The following is a 13572-nucleotide window of genomic DNA, read 5'->3' on the forward strand; positions in this document are numbered from 1 at the left end:
TGACGCAGTGTCAGATTAAAGGAACTGACACCGTGTCAGGAACGGTTGTGCACACAAAGTTGGGCGGCGATGTCGGAGGCACCGGCCTGCGGAGCCCGTTCACAGCACCGCCAGCACCTCCTTCGCCACCCGCTCTCCCGACCGCACCGCCCCGTCCATGAAGCCCATCCAGTGCGTGGAGGTCTCCGTCCCGGCCCAGTGGATGCCGCCGACGGGCTCGCGCAGGGCGGGGCCGTACTGGGTCAGGACGCCGGGTGCGGCGATGGAGACGGGGCCGCCGCGGGTGTAGGCCTCGTTGTTCCAGCGTTGCAGCACGAAGGAGGTGGGGGAGGCCGCTTTCTCGCCGAAGTACGTCGCGTAGTCCTTCAGCACGGCCGCCCGGACCTCCGCCTCGCTTGCCGCGTCCAGCTTGCGGGCCTCGTCGGCCTCGATGAAGCCCATCAGGGCGCCGTAGGAGGCGTCGGGCGGGGAGTTGTCGAAGGTGGAGCTGATGACGCCGGTGTCGCTGACGACCTGGCCATTGAAGCCGTCGGCGCGCCAGAAGGGGGTGTCGTAGATCGCGATCGCCTTGCCGACCGAGGCCATCGGCAGGCGCTGGGTGAGCTGGTCGCGGGTGGCGGGGAGGAGCGGGGCGTAGGTGATGCGGGCGGCGAGGGGCGGGGGTACGGCGACGACGACCTTTCTGGCCGTGACGGTGATGCCGTCGGCCGTGACGACGTAACTGCCGCCGGACCGGGCGATCGTGCGCACCGGGGCGCTCAGCACCACGCGGTCGCCGAGTGTGGCGGCGAGTTTGACCGGTACCAGTTGTGAGCCACCGGCGAAGCGCAGTTCCTGGGCGCCGTTCGCGGTCTCGGTGAGGCGTTCCAGGGTGCCGGGGGTGGACGCGTTGCCGGCGGCGGCGATGTAGAAGAGGACGAACAGGAAGGAGAGTTCACGGGGTTCGGCCGAGAAGATCGACGTACAGGCCACGTCGAAGAGGAACTTGGCCGACGGGATGACCGCGTTGGCGCGCAGCCAGGTCTCGAAGGTCTGCCGGTCCCACTCGTCGGCCTTCGCCGCCGTCCAGGGCGCGTCGACCGGGATCTTCTTGGCCAGGTCGTTGAGCGTGGCCTGGACGATCGCGGCGTTGGCGAGGCCGGCCGCGTCGATGGGCGGGACCGCGCCGAGGATGCCGTCGGTGGCGTAGGGGGTCTTCCTGCCGTCCTTGTAGAGGAGGTTGTTGCCGGTGTTGTAGGTGGTGAAGGTGCCCACGCCGAGGGAGTCGGCGAGGGCCTTGATGCGGTCCTGGGTGGGGCCGATGAACTCACCGCCGCCCTCGGTGACGCCGCCGCCCGCCAGGTCCAGGCCCAGCACCCGGCCGCCCACGCGGTCGCGGGCCTCCAGAACCACGACCGACTTTCCGGCCGCCACCAGATCGCGGGCCGCGGTGAGGCCGGCCAGGCCGGCGCCGACGATCGCGACATCCACGTCGCGCGTGGCCGCGGAGGCGGTACCGGCGCCGGTCGCGGTGAGAGTCGCGGCACCTGCTGCGGCTGCCGCGCCGCCGAGGAGGGAACGCCGGGAGAGCTTGGGGGCCTTGAGGGACTTGGAGTCCTTGGGGGCGGGGGAAGTCCCGGAAGCCCCGGGGAGTTGTCTTTCGCTTGCCACGTGCGTCCTCCGTCGTAGCGAGAGGGAGTGGAGCCGGAACGAAAAGATGAACAGGGCTCACATTCTGGCTCCGTGCCGTGGCGCGGTACAGCCCTTGCGTCACTTCTGGCTCTCAAGTAACGCCGGGTGTGGGTAATGGAGTTGAGGTCTGAGAAGCCCAGGAGGGGCGCAGAGTGCAGGGCGCCGGGCGATGGGTCAGAGGGTCAGGTCGGCAGTCGGGAGACCCGTCGGCCGCCATCCGCGTCACCGTCGGCACCGCGGGCGACGGCCTTCGCGATCTTCTGCGCGTCGATCGCCATCTCGCGGAGGTTGCCGCTGATGGGGTTGGTGTAGCCGGTGAAGTACAGGCCGGGGGCGCCGGCGGGGGTCCGGGCGCCCTGGACGAGCGGGGGCTTGCCGCGGGCGTCGAGGACGTCGAGGTGGCCCACGAGGCCCTCCAGGGCGCGGACGTATCCGGTGGCCGCGATGACGGCGTCCGGCGAGACGCGGGTGCCGTCGGCGAGGAGGACCTTCCCGTCCTCGAAGCCGTCGACGGCGGCCACGATCTCGATGCGGCCCTTGCGTACGGCGTCGATGAGGCCGACGTCGAGGACCGGGATCGCGCCTTCCTTGACCCGGCTGTAGAGCCCGGTCTCGGGGCGCGGCAGCCCCTGGGCCGACAGGTCCGGCACGCTCAGCTTCGCCACGGGCTTGGCGAGCCGGTCGACGAGCCCGACCGGCAGCCGCCGTACGAGGATGCTGGTGCGCTGGGCGGGCCACCCGGCGGTGGAGCGGCGCACGATGTGCGGCACCGTACGCACGGCCAGCCGCACCCGCGAGGCGCCGCCTTCCACCAGGTCCACGGCGATCTCGGCACCGGTGTTGCCGATGCCGACGACCAGGACGTCGCGGTCGGCGTAGGGCGCCGGGTTGCGGTACTCGCCGGCGTGCAGGAACTCACCGCTGTAGGTGTCCAGGCCGGGCCAGTCCGGGATGCGCGGGGTGTGGTTGTGGCCGGTGGCCACGACGACCGCGGCGCCGGTCAGTTCACGGCCGCCGGTGGCGTGCAGCAGCCAGCCGGTGCCGTCGGGGGCGGGCTCGACCCGGGAGACCTCGACGCCGGTGACGATCTCCAGGTCGTGGAACTCCGCGTACTTCTCCAGGTAGAGCGACACGTCGTCCCGGGCCACCCAACGCCCGAACCGACGCGGCATCGGCAGCCCGCGCAGGCCCGACAGCCGTCGGGTGGTGTGCAGATGGAGCCGGTCGTAGTGGCGTCGCCAGGAGGCGCCGGCCCGGTCCGACTTCTCCAGCACCACCGCACGCAGTCCCCGAGCGCGCAGCGCTTGCGCGACGGAAAGTCCGCCGGGGCCGCCGCCGATGACGTAGACGGGGCGGTCCGTGGGGGTCGGGGACGCTATGGAGTCGGCCATGTTCGGGAGCGTAATCACGCAGCCGGTTGATGGGTCTCGGTCAAGACCGGAATTGGTTGCGGATCGATCACGGCTGTAGGAGGGGTGGGTGGGATCTGTGGCGTAGGTCTCCTGGTTGTGAGGGTGGGGTGGGGGCGCATGACAGGACGCCGAGCCCTCAAGGGTAGGCGGGGGCTCGGCGTCCTGGGGCGGTGCCCGGAGTCATGACGGGAAACCGGTACCGCGTCCTGAGGGGCCTGCTGTCCGGCCTCGAAAAGGGCTGCCCGAGGGGCTAACCGGCGGCTCGCTCGGTCTGGTGGCCGCTGATCCTGGCGATCCACTCGATGAAGTCGCCGGGGTCCGAGTTGGCGCCGTGGCCCTCGTCCCAGTAGTAGAGGTGGCTCACGTCGTCGCCGAGGGTGTGTGCGGCGGCGGCGAGGTTGGCGGAGACGGTGTGGGAGGTGTCGGAGTCCTTGGTGCCGAGGCGGATCCACCAGTGCTTGGTGCGGTGCGGGTTGGGCTTCGCGACCAGGAAGGGCATCGGGTTCATCAGCCGCAGCGTGTCGGGGATGTCGCTCGCCACCCGCTTGCTGCTCAGGCCCGTGGTGTCGTTCTTGACGCCGTAGGCCGTGAAGTGGCGGGCCTGGGTGGTGCCGAGGCCGAACAGGTTGTTCTCGCCCGTCGACAGGTCGAAGGCGTCGAAGGACGGCGCGGCCTTCTTGCGGGCGCCGACGTGCGTGAGGAAGTCGGCCCAGGAGAAGGCCGCCTTGCCGCCGGACCAGGTGATGAAGGTGTGGGAGGCGAGGTAGGACTCGCGGTCCGCGTTCGACAGGGCCGCCAGGTATGTGGTCGCCGACGGCTCCAAGTACTGCTTGACCAGGTACTCGTCGTAGTTGCGGGCCGTGAGCGTGCCGAAGCCGCCGAGACCCCTCAGCTTCAGGGACGCCTGGTACTCGGCGAACTGCGAGCCCAGTTCCTTCGACACCCTCTGGTCGACCTTGGAGCCGGAACTCGTGGCGTTTGAGCCCCAGTTCCACTCGTAGGCGTCGTCGGCGTGCTCCAGGTCGGTGATCGGGCACCAGGCGCCGGTCGCGAAGATGGCGTCGCTCGCGTCGGCCGCGCCGATCTCCTTGAGGTACTTGTCGTAGAGCGGGCTGTCGCCGGACGCGCCGAGCAGGGAGGACAGGGCGCCGCCCGCGCTGGTGCCGGAGGAGACGATGCGGTCGACGTTGCCGGGTATGCGGCCCTTGTTGAACCGCACGTACCGGACGGCGGCCTTGAGGTCGACGATCGCCGCGGGGGCGACGCCGTAGTACTCGCCTGCGGAGTTCTTGAGCGTACGGCCGCGAGCGCCGGGCTCGACGACGACGTAGCCGGCCGCGAGCGCCAGCTTCGGGAGGCTGACCATCGCGCCCTGGGCGTTCACCATGCCGTTGCCGCCCGAGGCGACCTCACCTGAGGCCGACGCGGAGGTGCTCGGCGACGCGGAGGCGCTCGGCGCGCCGCCGCCCGGCATGCCGGTCATGCCACCCCCGCCCACGCCCGTCGCGTCCGCGACCGACGACGGCATGTAGCCGCCGACCGAGTTGGCGAACAGGATCGGGGCGCGGGTGGCGTCGACGGCCGTGCCGTCGATCTTCACGGGGACGCTCACGTTCAGGCTCTGGTACTTCTCGTCGACCGGCTTCGCGACGTAGGTGATCGCCTTGTAGAAGCGGTACTCCACCTCGTGCTCGGCCCCGTCGGCGTCCGTGATGGCCGTCGTCAGGGTCGAGTAGGCGTCCTCGTCGAAGACCAGGGCGCCGGCCGAGGACAACCCCGAAGACCCCGAAGGCCCCGAAGACCCCGCGGACCCGGACGCGCTCGTGCCGCTCGACCCGCTCGACGCCTTCGCGGTCAGGGCGATACCCCCGACCGCCGCGACCCCTGCGGCCGCCCCGATCCCCATGACCACGCTCCTGCGCTTGACTGCCCTGTGCCTCACGTCCGGCTCCCTCGGCTCACTCGGTGTCCTCGGCTTGCGTCTCTGCGAACCTAGCCAAACTGTGGACAAGATTGCCAACAATCCGCGGGGACTCATCCGGGATGCACAGGCGATTGTCAGGCTCCTCCTATCTGACGTACCGTCAGATTCATGGACGCGATCTGGCTCACAGGTGCGGAATGGCTGGCCGTGCTCCGAATAGGCCTCGGGCTGTGGTGGCTGGAGAGCTGGCGGCACAAGGACAAGAAGAGCTGGTTCGAGGGGGCGGGGATCTCCTGGGCGGCAGACGTGGCGGCCAAGCACCGCTGGAACGCCGTACGGTCCGGCTTCGCGGCCGTCGTGACACCCCGGCCGCGGACGATGGCGTACGTCGTCCTGTACGCGGAGCTCGCCCTCGGGCTCGGGCTCATCCTCGGGTTCCTGACCCCGATCGCCCTCGTCGGCGGGCTGCTGCTCAACGTCCTCTACTTCACCCTCATGATCCACGACTGGGGCGAGCAGGGGCAGAACTCGATGATGGCGCTGATCTCGGTGGTCGCGCTGTTCGGGATGTCGTGGCAGTCGTGGTCGGTGGACAGCGCGCTGGGCTTGTTCTGATGGGTCTGTTCTGATGGGGGAGCGCTGATGAGCGGGCAGCGATACGACATCCCGGAGGCCGACGCCTTCACCCGCACCTACTGGGACGCGGCAGCGCAGGGGCAGTTGCTCATCCGCAGGTGCCGCGCCTGCGCACGCGCCCACCACTACCCCCGCGAGTTCTGCCCCCACTGCTGGAGCGAGGACGTGACGTGGGAGCCCGCGAGCGGCCGGGCCACCCTCTACACCTGGTCCGTCGTGCACCGCAACGACCTGCCGCCCTTCGGGGAGCGGACGCCGTACGTCGCCGCCGTCGTCGATCTCGCCGAGGGGCCGCGGATGATGACCGAGGTCGTGGAGTGCGAGGACGCCGGGCGGCTGCGGGCCGGGCTGGAGCTGTCGGTCGTCTTCCGGGACGGGGTGCCGGTGTTCCAGCCGGTGTATCGCGCGGCCTGACTTGACCGGTGCGAGGTTCAACATGATCTAGCCAGGAATCCCGGCCCTTTAGGGCTCGGGAGGAATGGCTTCCCTGGACTGCTCTGATGCCTGCGTTACAGCGGGCGATTTTGCTGCTCGATGTACTCCTTGATAACGGACAGCGGTGCTCCGCCGGCGGAGGCCGCGAAGTATGAGGGTGACCAGAAGTGTGCGCCCCACAGGTACTTGCGGATGTGATCGGCGTACTCCTTGCGGAGGTAGTGGGCGGACACGCCCTTGAGCGATCCGACCAGCGTCGACAGCTTGACCTGCGGCGGGTAGTGGATGAGGAGGTGGACATGATCGAGTTCGCCGTTGAACTCGCGCAGCTCGGCGTTGGCCTTCTCGCAGACCTCCCGCATGATCTCTTCGCAGCGCGTCAGGATCTCGTCGGTGAAGACTCCGCGCCGGTACTTCGGGACAAAGACCAGATGCACATGAAGGGTGTAGACGACGCTGCGGCCCCTACGGATATCAGGGTTTGGTTCCCAATCGGGTGACATAGACAGGCTCTACGATGATTCATATGAAGCTCGTCGTGCAGGTTCGCCTCATGCCAACACCCGAGGTGGCGTCGGCACTTGAGTGCACCCTGCGCGCGGCTAACGCCGCGGCGAACTGGCTGTCGGGCCAGGCGCACGAGCGAGGTGAGACCTCACGCAAGGCGTTGCAGGGCTTCGCCTACCGCGACCTCAAAGACCGGGGACTGTCGCCGCAACCCGCGCTGCACGTGCTGCGGAAGGTCGCCGATGCCTACACCACCCTGCCGGCGAACATCCAAAACGGGAACCTCGGCAAGCCGGGGTCGAAGCGCCGCCGCAGGGCAGAGGGAAAGCCGATCGGCTTCCGGCCGGACGCGGCACAGCCGTATGACGACCGGTGCCTCAGCTGGCAAGTGGATGAGCAGACCGTCAGTATCTGGACCACCGCCGGGCGTATCCGGGGCGTACGGTTCGTCTGCTCCGAGCAGGCCCGCGAGCTGCTGGCCGAGCACCGCAAGGGCGAGTCTGATCTTGTCCACCGTGACGGCAGGTGGTTCCTCATCGCCACGTGTGAAGTCCCCGAGGCCGAGCAGTACGAGCCGACCGATTTCCTCGGCGTGGACCTGGGCATTGTCCACATCGCCACCACTTCGGACGGGAAGATCCACGCTGGACGCGGGCTGAATCGCTACCGCAAGCGCCAGCTTGCCCTGCGGGCGAAGCTCCAGAAGAAGGGCACCAAGTCTGCCAAGCGGGTCCTCAAGCGGCAGCGCCGCAAGGAGCAGCGTAAAGCGACCGAGACCAACCACATCATCTCTAAGCGCATCGTGACCGAGGCTGAACGCACCGGGCGCGGAATCGGCATGGAAGACCTTGCCGGTATCCGCCAGCGGGTACGGCTGAGAAAGCCCCAACGGGTCGCGCTGCACTCCTGGGCCTTCGCCCAGCTCGGACAGTTCGTGGAGTACAAGGCCCGCAGGGCCGGTGTCCCCGTGCTGTTCGTCGACCCCGCCTACACCTCCCGCACGTGTGCGGAGTGCGGATACACAGACAAACTGAACCGTGTCTCTCAGGGACGGTTCGCGTGCCGGTCATGCGGATTCGTTGATCACGCCGACCGCAATGCCTCCCGCAACATCCGCGTACGTGCACGGCAGTTGTGGCGAAGCGGGGCGGAGTCACACGCCCCTGCACCCGCTCAGGGTGCTGGACGGAGGAGACAACCCAGCAGCCAGTTGGGCTCTACCTCCAAGCCTGGCCCTTTAGGGCCGGGTAGTTGACTGGCCGCATGCCTCACGCCGACATACGTCCCGCCAGTCACCCGTACCCCCATCCCGACCTGCACGGCCACGGGCTGCGCCTGCGCCCCTGGGATCCGGACTCCGAGGCCGACGCCGCGACTTGGTTCAGGGGCCGCAGCGACCCGGATTTCCGGCGCTGGAATACTCCGTTGAGCATCGGGACCGACCTCGACAGCGCGCGGGAGTCCCTGCGTGACGCGGCACGGCACATGCGGGAGGGCTCCTCCGTGTCGTACTGCGTCACCGACGCGTCGACCGGTACCCCCTTCGGGCATATCGGCGTCAACGTCATCGACCGGGTCATGCGCTCCGCCCGCGTCGGCTACTGGGTGCTCCCCGAGGCCCGCGGCCGCCGTGTCGCCACCCACGCCCTCACCCTCGTCACCCAGTGGGCCCTCGCCGAGCCGGGCCTGTGCCTGTACCGGCTCGAACTCGGCCATGCCGTCGGGCACGACTCCTCCTGCCGTATCGGCGAGCGGTGCGGGTTCCGGTACGAGGGAACCCTGCGGGGCGCGATGTGGGAGGAGGGGCGGCAGGACGCGTACCGGGACGTACATCTGCACGCCCGCCTGGCGACGGACCCGGACCCGACCCCGCAAACGGACCCCGATGCCGCCCCGGACGTCAACCTGTAGGCCCGTGGACCCGTGAACCGCAAGCCTCCCAACCCCCGCCTGGGAGTGGGGTCTTGTGTCGGCTTGGTGTCCACGGCGGAAAAGGGTGCACAGTCGGTGCCGGGGCGCGGGATCATGAGGTATGCGCCCGGACGACTGGTACTGCACCCAGGATCTCACCGGCTTCCTCTCCCACGCCGGTGGCTTCCTGCGCTCACGCCCCGATCTGCACACCGTCGTCCTGACGGTGACCGAGACGCTGCGCACCAGCGGGTTGCGTGCGTACGGCGACGAGGCGCCGGTCTTCGGGGTGCTGGAGGTGGGCGGGCAGGTACGGGCCGCCTACTTCCGCACCCCGCCCTACCGGCTGAACGTCACCCCGCTCACCCCCGACGAGGCCGACTCCCTCGCCGCCCACCTGGTCGCCCTCGGCCACTCGGTCCCCGGCGTCATCGCGGCCCGCGAGACCGCCGAGGCCTTCGCAACTGCCTGGCGCCGGCACGCGGGCGGCCGGGGCACGGTCAGCCAGAGCCAACGCCTGTACCGACTCGGCAACCTGGCCCTGCCGCAGCCCCTTCCGGCGGGCCGGGCGCGGGTCGCGGGCAAGGAGGACCGGGAGCAACTGACGCGCTGGTACCGCGAGTTCATCGAAGCCGTCGGCGACCACGCCGCCCGTGACGCCCCCGCATGGGCCGACTCACGGATCTCCTACGGAGGCATCACCTTCTGGGAGGACCCGGACGGCACCCCCCTCGCGATGGCCGGCGTGACCCCGGTGGTCGCCGGCCAGGTCCGGGTCGCCCCCGTCTACACCCCGGCCCACCTGCGCGGACGTGGCTACGCGGGCGCGGTCACGGCCCAGGTCAGCCGGGCCGTGCTCGCCTCGGGGGTGCGCGAGGTACTGCTCTTCACGGACCTCGCGAACCAGACGAGCAACAGCCTCTACCAGCGCATCGGGTACCGGGCGGTGGCCGACTTCGCGGCGTACGACTTCCGGGGGGCCCGGGGCTTCTAGGCGTCCCGGGCTGTCGCATCCACGCGCGCTATGGTGCATCTGCAATCTGTTCGAAAAGCGCTCAGGTGTACGGGGAGAAGTAGGTCTCACGGTGTCCGATCTGGGGAGGGTGTCCGATCTCGGAAGGCTCATAGCCAACCGCTACCAGTTGGTGGAGCGCGTCGGACGCGGCGGCATGGGCACCGTGTGGCGGGCCGAGGACGAACTGCTCAACCGGCACGTCGCCCTCAAGAAGCTGCATGTCCCGCCGCACCTGCACGACGACGAGGTCCAGCGGCTTTACGAACGCACTCGCCGTGAGGCCCGCAGCGCCGCCCGGATCACCCACCCCCACGTGATCGTCGTGCACGACGTCGTCGACGACGAGGGCCTGCCGTGCATCGTCATGGAGTACATCCCCTCGGTCACGCTCAGTGACGTTCTGAAGGAGAAGGGCGCGCTGTCGCCGGGCGAGGCCGCCCGGATCGGACGCAACATGGCCGCCGCGTTGCGCGCCGCGCACGACGCCGGTGTGCTGCACCGGGACGTCAAGCCCGCCAACGTGCTGCTCGGGCATGACGGCCGTATCGTCCTCACCGACTTCGGGATTGCGGTGGAGTCCGGCACCCCGTCCCTGACGAAGACCGGGGAACTCGTCGGCTCGATCCAGTACCTCGCCCCGGAACGCCTCCGCAGCGGGATCGCCGAGCCCGGCCCCGCCTGCGATCTGTGGTCGCTCGGAGCGACGCTGTACGAGGCCGTCGAGGGGCGGCCGCCGTTCCGCCGGGACACGGCGTTCGAGACGGCGTACGCCATCGCCTCCGACCCGCACGAGCCCCCGCGCCGCGCCGAGGACCTCGGCCCGGTGATCGAGGGACTGCTGGTGAAGGAGCCCGGCCTGCGCATGGACGCCCAGGAGGCCGAGCACCTCCTGAGCAGGGTGACCGGCGGGGCGACCGCCCCCCTCGACCCGCCCACGCGGCCGGAGCGGGTGCGTACCACCCTCACGGCCAACCCCACCGCCAACCCCACCGCCAACCCCACCGCCAACCCCACCGCCACCCCCGCCCCGACCTCGACCGCCCCTCACGTGGCCTCCGCCGTGCCGGGGCGTAAGCGGGGCCGCCGCACGGCCCTGTGGATCGCCTCCGCAGTGGTGATCGCCGCCACCGTGACGGGCGCTGTGCTGCTACGGCCCTGGGACGATGCCGCCTCGCGCGGCGCCGCCCCGTCCCCCTCCCGGTCCGCGTCCGGCACCCCTGACACCTCCGGCGCCTCCCCGAAGCCGAGCGCCGCCCCGTCCCCGGTTCCCAGCGGCTACCACCTGGTGAAGGCCGGGCAGGGCTTCTCCGTGCCCGTGCCGGACGGCTGGAAGGCCACGAAGGTGCCCACCACCGGTGAAGTCGCCTACATCGACCCGTCCGGGCTGGTGGGCCTGCGGGTCGAGGTGGTCGAGTTCGCGGGGTCCGATCCGCTCCAGCACTGGCGTGACACCGAGGAGCCCCAGACGCGCCGCGACAACGCGGGCTACGAGCGGGTCAGGATGAGCCGCACGACGTTCCGGGGGCGGACCGCCGGGTACTGGGAGTTCACCTTCGAGGGCAGGGTGCGGGGGTACCGGGGCGTCGAACTGGCCGTCAACGGTGCCGACAACACCCAGTACGCCATCTACCTCTCCGCACCGGAAGCGCAGTGGGACGAGTACCGCCCGGTCTTCGACACCGCCGTCAACGGGATCCGCCTCCCCGACTGACGCCGACCACCAGGCCCTACGGCCAGAGCAGCTCCCTCACCCAACCACCCTCTCCGCGCCGGTAGTCGAGCCGCACATGCCGACGCCGCGCGTCGCCCTGGAAGAACTCCACCTCGTCGGGGCGCAGCTGGTACAGCGTCCACGTCGGCACGGGAGCGTCGGGCTCGCGGCCGGCCCGTTCCCAGGCCGACTCGGAGGCCCGCGCCAACTCCTCCAGCGAGCGAAGGACCTGACTCTGGCGGCCGGTCAGTGCCGCCGCCAGAGCGCCGGTCGAGCGGGCCTGCAGATCGGCCTGGCCGTCCTGGGCGGGGGCGGCTGTCACGGGGCCCCGCACCCGCACCTGGCGACCCTGGGCCGGCCAGTAGAAGCCGAGGGCCGCGTACGGGCGGGCCGTCAGCTGGCGGCCCTTGCGGCTGTCGACGTGGGTCGCGAAGGACCAGCCGGAGGCGTCCGCGCCGTGCAGCATCACCGTCCGTACGTCCGGCAGGCCGTCCTCGCCGGCCGTGGCGAGGGACATGGTGTGCGGTTCCAGCTGCCCCGCCGCCACCGCCTCGGCGAACCAGGCCGTGAACAGGGCGAGCGGGTCGGCGGGTGCGGTGGCCGGGTCGAAGGCAGGCAGCTCGGTGGCTGCCGGGTCCCACACCCGCAGCGACCTCAGCAGCTCATGAAGCAGGTCATCTCCCATGCCTCGATTGTCACGTGCCGCGGCGGCCGTACCGGCTCACAGCTGACCGAGGTCGGACGACACCCAGCGTTCGGGCCGCATGTGGATGACGATCTGCTCGCCGTGGTTCTTCCAGGCGAAGTCGACATAGCCGTCGACCTTCCCGGGCGGGAGATAGCGGGCCGCGACCTCCCGGAGCTCTTCCAGGGTGGCGGGGGTCGTGTCGATGACCGGGCCCTCGACCGAGGCGTACCGGACGGTGGGTTCGACGCGGTCGACCATCAGGGTGAACCGGCCGGACGACTGGATCAGCTGGTTCTTCCGGGAATCCAGCCCGGTCAGGACCCATACGTCGCCGCCGGGCTCGTACTGGTACCAGACCGGCACGGTCAGTGGGGCGCGCCCCGCGCCCGCGTCGACGGACAGCGCGGCGACATGGGGCTCGGCAAGGAACTGTTCGCGTTCTTCTCGGGTCAGGGCCATGCCCGCAGTCCTCTCGGTCGGCTCAATCCCTCCCCAGTACCAACGTCCCCGACGAGCAGAACCATCCCCCGGTCGCCGAAGCGACACCCAGACGGGGCAATGCCCCGCCCCGCCCCCGCACCTGACGCTCCCCGCCCTCGCCCCGTAGCTGCCGCACCGCCTCCACCAGCAGGAACAGCCCTCGCATCCCGGGATGCTGGGCCGAGAGGCCGCCCCCGTCCGTGTTGACCGGCAGTTCCCCACCGCGGACCAGCAGCCGCCCCTTCTCCACGAACGCCCCGCCCTCGCCCTTCCCGCAGAAGCCGAGGTCCTCCAGCGTCACGAGGGTCATGTACGTGAACGCGTCGTAGATCTCGGCGAAGTCGATCTCCTCCGGACGCACCCCGGCCCGCTCGAAGGCGAGGCGTCCGCTGACCGCCGCCGGGCCCACCGTGAAGTCGGGCCATTCGGACATCGCCGCGTGTGAGACGTGCTCCCCGGTGCCGAGCACCCACACCGGAGCCGTACGGCAGTCCCGTACGAACTCCTCCGCCGCCAGCAGCACCGCCGCCCCGCCGTCGGAGCGGATGCAGCAGTGCAGCTTGGTGAAGGGGTCCGCGATCACCGGTCCGTCCAGGACGTCGTCGACGGTGATCGGGTCGCGGAACATCGCGTCCGGGTTCAGGGCCGCGTTGGCCCTGGCCTGGACCGCCACCTGCGCCAACTGCTCGATGGTCGTGCCGTGTTCGATCATGTGGCGGCGGGCGGCCATGGCGTACTTGGCGATGAGTGTGTGACCGTACGGGACCTCGAACTGCAGGGGGCCCCGCGAGCCGAAGGACAGGTTCCCCGTCCGCCGGCCCGCCCTGATGTCGGCGCGGGCCGTGGAGCCGTAGACGAGGAGGACGGCGTTCGCGTGCCCCCTCGCTATCGCGTCCGCCGCGTGGGCGGCCATGACCTCCCAGGTGGAGCCGCCGACGGAGGTGGAGTCGACCCAGGTGGGGCGCAGGCCCAGGTACTCGGCCACCTCTACGGGCGCGAGGGTGCCGAGCCCTGCGGACGCGAAGCCGTCCACCACCTCCCGGCCGAGCCCCGCGTCGGTCAGGGCGCGGCGGGCCGCCTGGGCGTGCAGGGCGTACGGGGTCGCGTCGTCCACCCGGCCGCAGTCGGAGAGAGACACCCCGACCACGGCTACTTTCCGGCTCCCGGCAGTCATGTGAGGCC

The 13572-nt window shown here is 70.4% G+C and carries 13 protein-coding genes; 6 read left to right on the forward strand and 7 right to left on the reverse strand.

Annotated features, from left to right (window positions below; genetic code table 11):
- Positions 1-99: 99 nt before the first annotated feature.
- The 3 genes from OHO27_RS23675 to OHO27_RS23685 all read right to left on the reverse strand — a co-directional run bounded on the left by OHO27_RS23675 (position 100) and on the right by OHO27_RS23685 (position 4989).
- The gene (locus OHO27_RS23675) at positions 100-1650 is read right to left on the reverse strand and encodes a flavin monoamine oxidase family protein (RefSeq protein WP_443059577.1); all 1551 of its coding nucleotides are present in this window, start codon (positions 1648-1650) and stop codon (positions 100-102) included.
- Between the two features lie 203 nt (positions 1651-1853).
- The gene (locus OHO27_RS23680) at positions 1854-3062 is read right to left on the reverse strand and encodes a flavin-containing monooxygenase (protein ID WP_328426987.1); all 1209 of its coding nucleotides are present in this window, start codon (positions 3060-3062) and stop codon (positions 1854-1856) included.
- A gap of 271 nt (positions 3063-3333) precedes the next feature.
- Positions 3334-4989 (reverse strand): subtype B tannase, encoded by a 1656-nt coding sequence (locus OHO27_RS23685; RefSeq protein ID WP_328430522.1) that lies wholly within the window; start codon positions 4987-4989, stop codon positions 3334-3336.
- A 186-nt stretch (positions 4990-5175) separates the two neighbouring features.
- Here OHO27_RS23685 and OHO27_RS23690 point away from each other — a divergent pair, with 186 nt between their 5' ends.
- Both OHO27_RS23690 and OHO27_RS23695 read left to right on the forward strand, forming a co-directional pair.
- Entirely contained in the window at positions 5176-5622 is a 447-nt protein-coding gene (locus OHO27_RS23690) for a DoxX family membrane protein (protein ID WP_328426988.1), read from the forward strand.
- Between the two features lie 27 nt (positions 5623-5649).
- Complete coding sequence (locus OHO27_RS23695) at positions 5650-6057, forward strand: Zn-ribbon domain-containing OB-fold protein (protein WP_328426989.1); 408 nt, start codon at positions 5650-5652, stop codon at positions 6055-6057.
- A 95-nt stretch (positions 6058-6152) separates the two neighbouring features.
- Here OHO27_RS23695 and tnpA read toward each other — a convergent pair whose 3' ends face one another.
- Positions 6153-6581 (reverse strand): IS200/IS605 family transposase, encoded by a 429-nt coding sequence (tnpA, locus tag OHO27_RS23700; RefSeq protein ID WP_328426990.1) that lies wholly within the window; start codon positions 6579-6581, stop codon positions 6153-6155.
- Positions 6582-6604: 23 nt separating this feature from the next.
- On the opposite strand from tnpA, the gene OHO27_RS23705 reads away from it, so the two are divergent.
- From OHO27_RS23705 to OHO27_RS23720, 4 genes are all read left to right on the forward strand, one after another.
- The gene (locus OHO27_RS23705; RefSeq protein ID WP_328426991.1) at positions 6605-7840 is read left to right on the forward strand and encodes an RNA-guided endonuclease InsQ/TnpB family protein; all 1236 of its coding nucleotides are present in this window, start codon (positions 6605-6607) and stop codon (positions 7838-7840) included.
- 8 nt (positions 7841-7848) lie between these two features.
- The gene (locus OHO27_RS23710) at positions 7849-8496 is read left to right on the forward strand and encodes a GNAT family N-acetyltransferase (protein WP_328426992.1); all 648 of its coding nucleotides are present in this window, start codon (positions 7849-7851) and stop codon (positions 8494-8496) included.
- A gap of 121 nt (positions 8497-8617) precedes the next feature.
- On the forward strand, positions 8618-9490 hold the full coding sequence (locus tag OHO27_RS23715) for a GNAT family N-acetyltransferase (RefSeq protein ID WP_328426993.1): 873 nt from the start codon (positions 8618-8620) through the stop codon (positions 9488-9490).
- 109 nt (positions 9491-9599) lie between these two features.
- The gene (locus OHO27_RS23720) at positions 9600-11222 is read left to right on the forward strand and encodes a protein kinase domain-containing protein (RefSeq protein WP_328426994.1); all 1623 of its coding nucleotides are present in this window, start codon (positions 9600-9602) and stop codon (positions 11220-11222) included.
- A 16-nt stretch (positions 11223-11238) separates the two neighbouring features.
- Here the strand turns inward: OHO27_RS23720 and OHO27_RS23725 are convergent, their stop codons facing one another.
- Genes OHO27_RS23725 through OHO27_RS23735 form a run of 3 tightly spaced genes read right to left on the reverse strand, consistent with a single transcriptional unit; the run spans position 11239 to position 13564 of the window.
- Positions 11239-11907: a pyridoxine/pyridoxamine 5'-phosphate oxidase gene (locus tag OHO27_RS23725; protein ID WP_328426995.1), complete on the reverse strand. Its 669-nt coding sequence runs from the start codon at positions 11905-11907 to the stop codon at positions 11239-11241.
- A 36-nt stretch (positions 11908-11943) separates the two neighbouring features.
- Positions 11944-12369 (reverse strand): pyridoxamine 5'-phosphate oxidase family protein, encoded by a 426-nt coding sequence (locus OHO27_RS23730; RefSeq protein ID WP_328426996.1) that lies wholly within the window; start codon positions 12367-12369, stop codon positions 11944-11946.
- A 22-nt stretch (positions 12370-12391) separates the two neighbouring features.
- Positions 12392-13564 carry a thiolase C-terminal domain-containing protein gene (locus OHO27_RS23735; protein ID WP_328426997.1) on the reverse strand — a complete coding sequence of 391 codons (1173 nt, stop codon included), beginning with the start codon at positions 13562-13564 and terminating at the stop codon, positions 12392-12394.
- Positions 13565-13572: the final 8 nt, after the last annotated feature.

The sequence above is a fragment of the Streptomyces sp. NBC_00443 genome (genome assembly GCF_036014175.1).
In the GTDB taxonomy this organism is placed as follows: domain Bacteria; phylum Actinomycetota; class Actinomycetes; order Streptomycetales; family Streptomycetaceae; genus Streptomyces.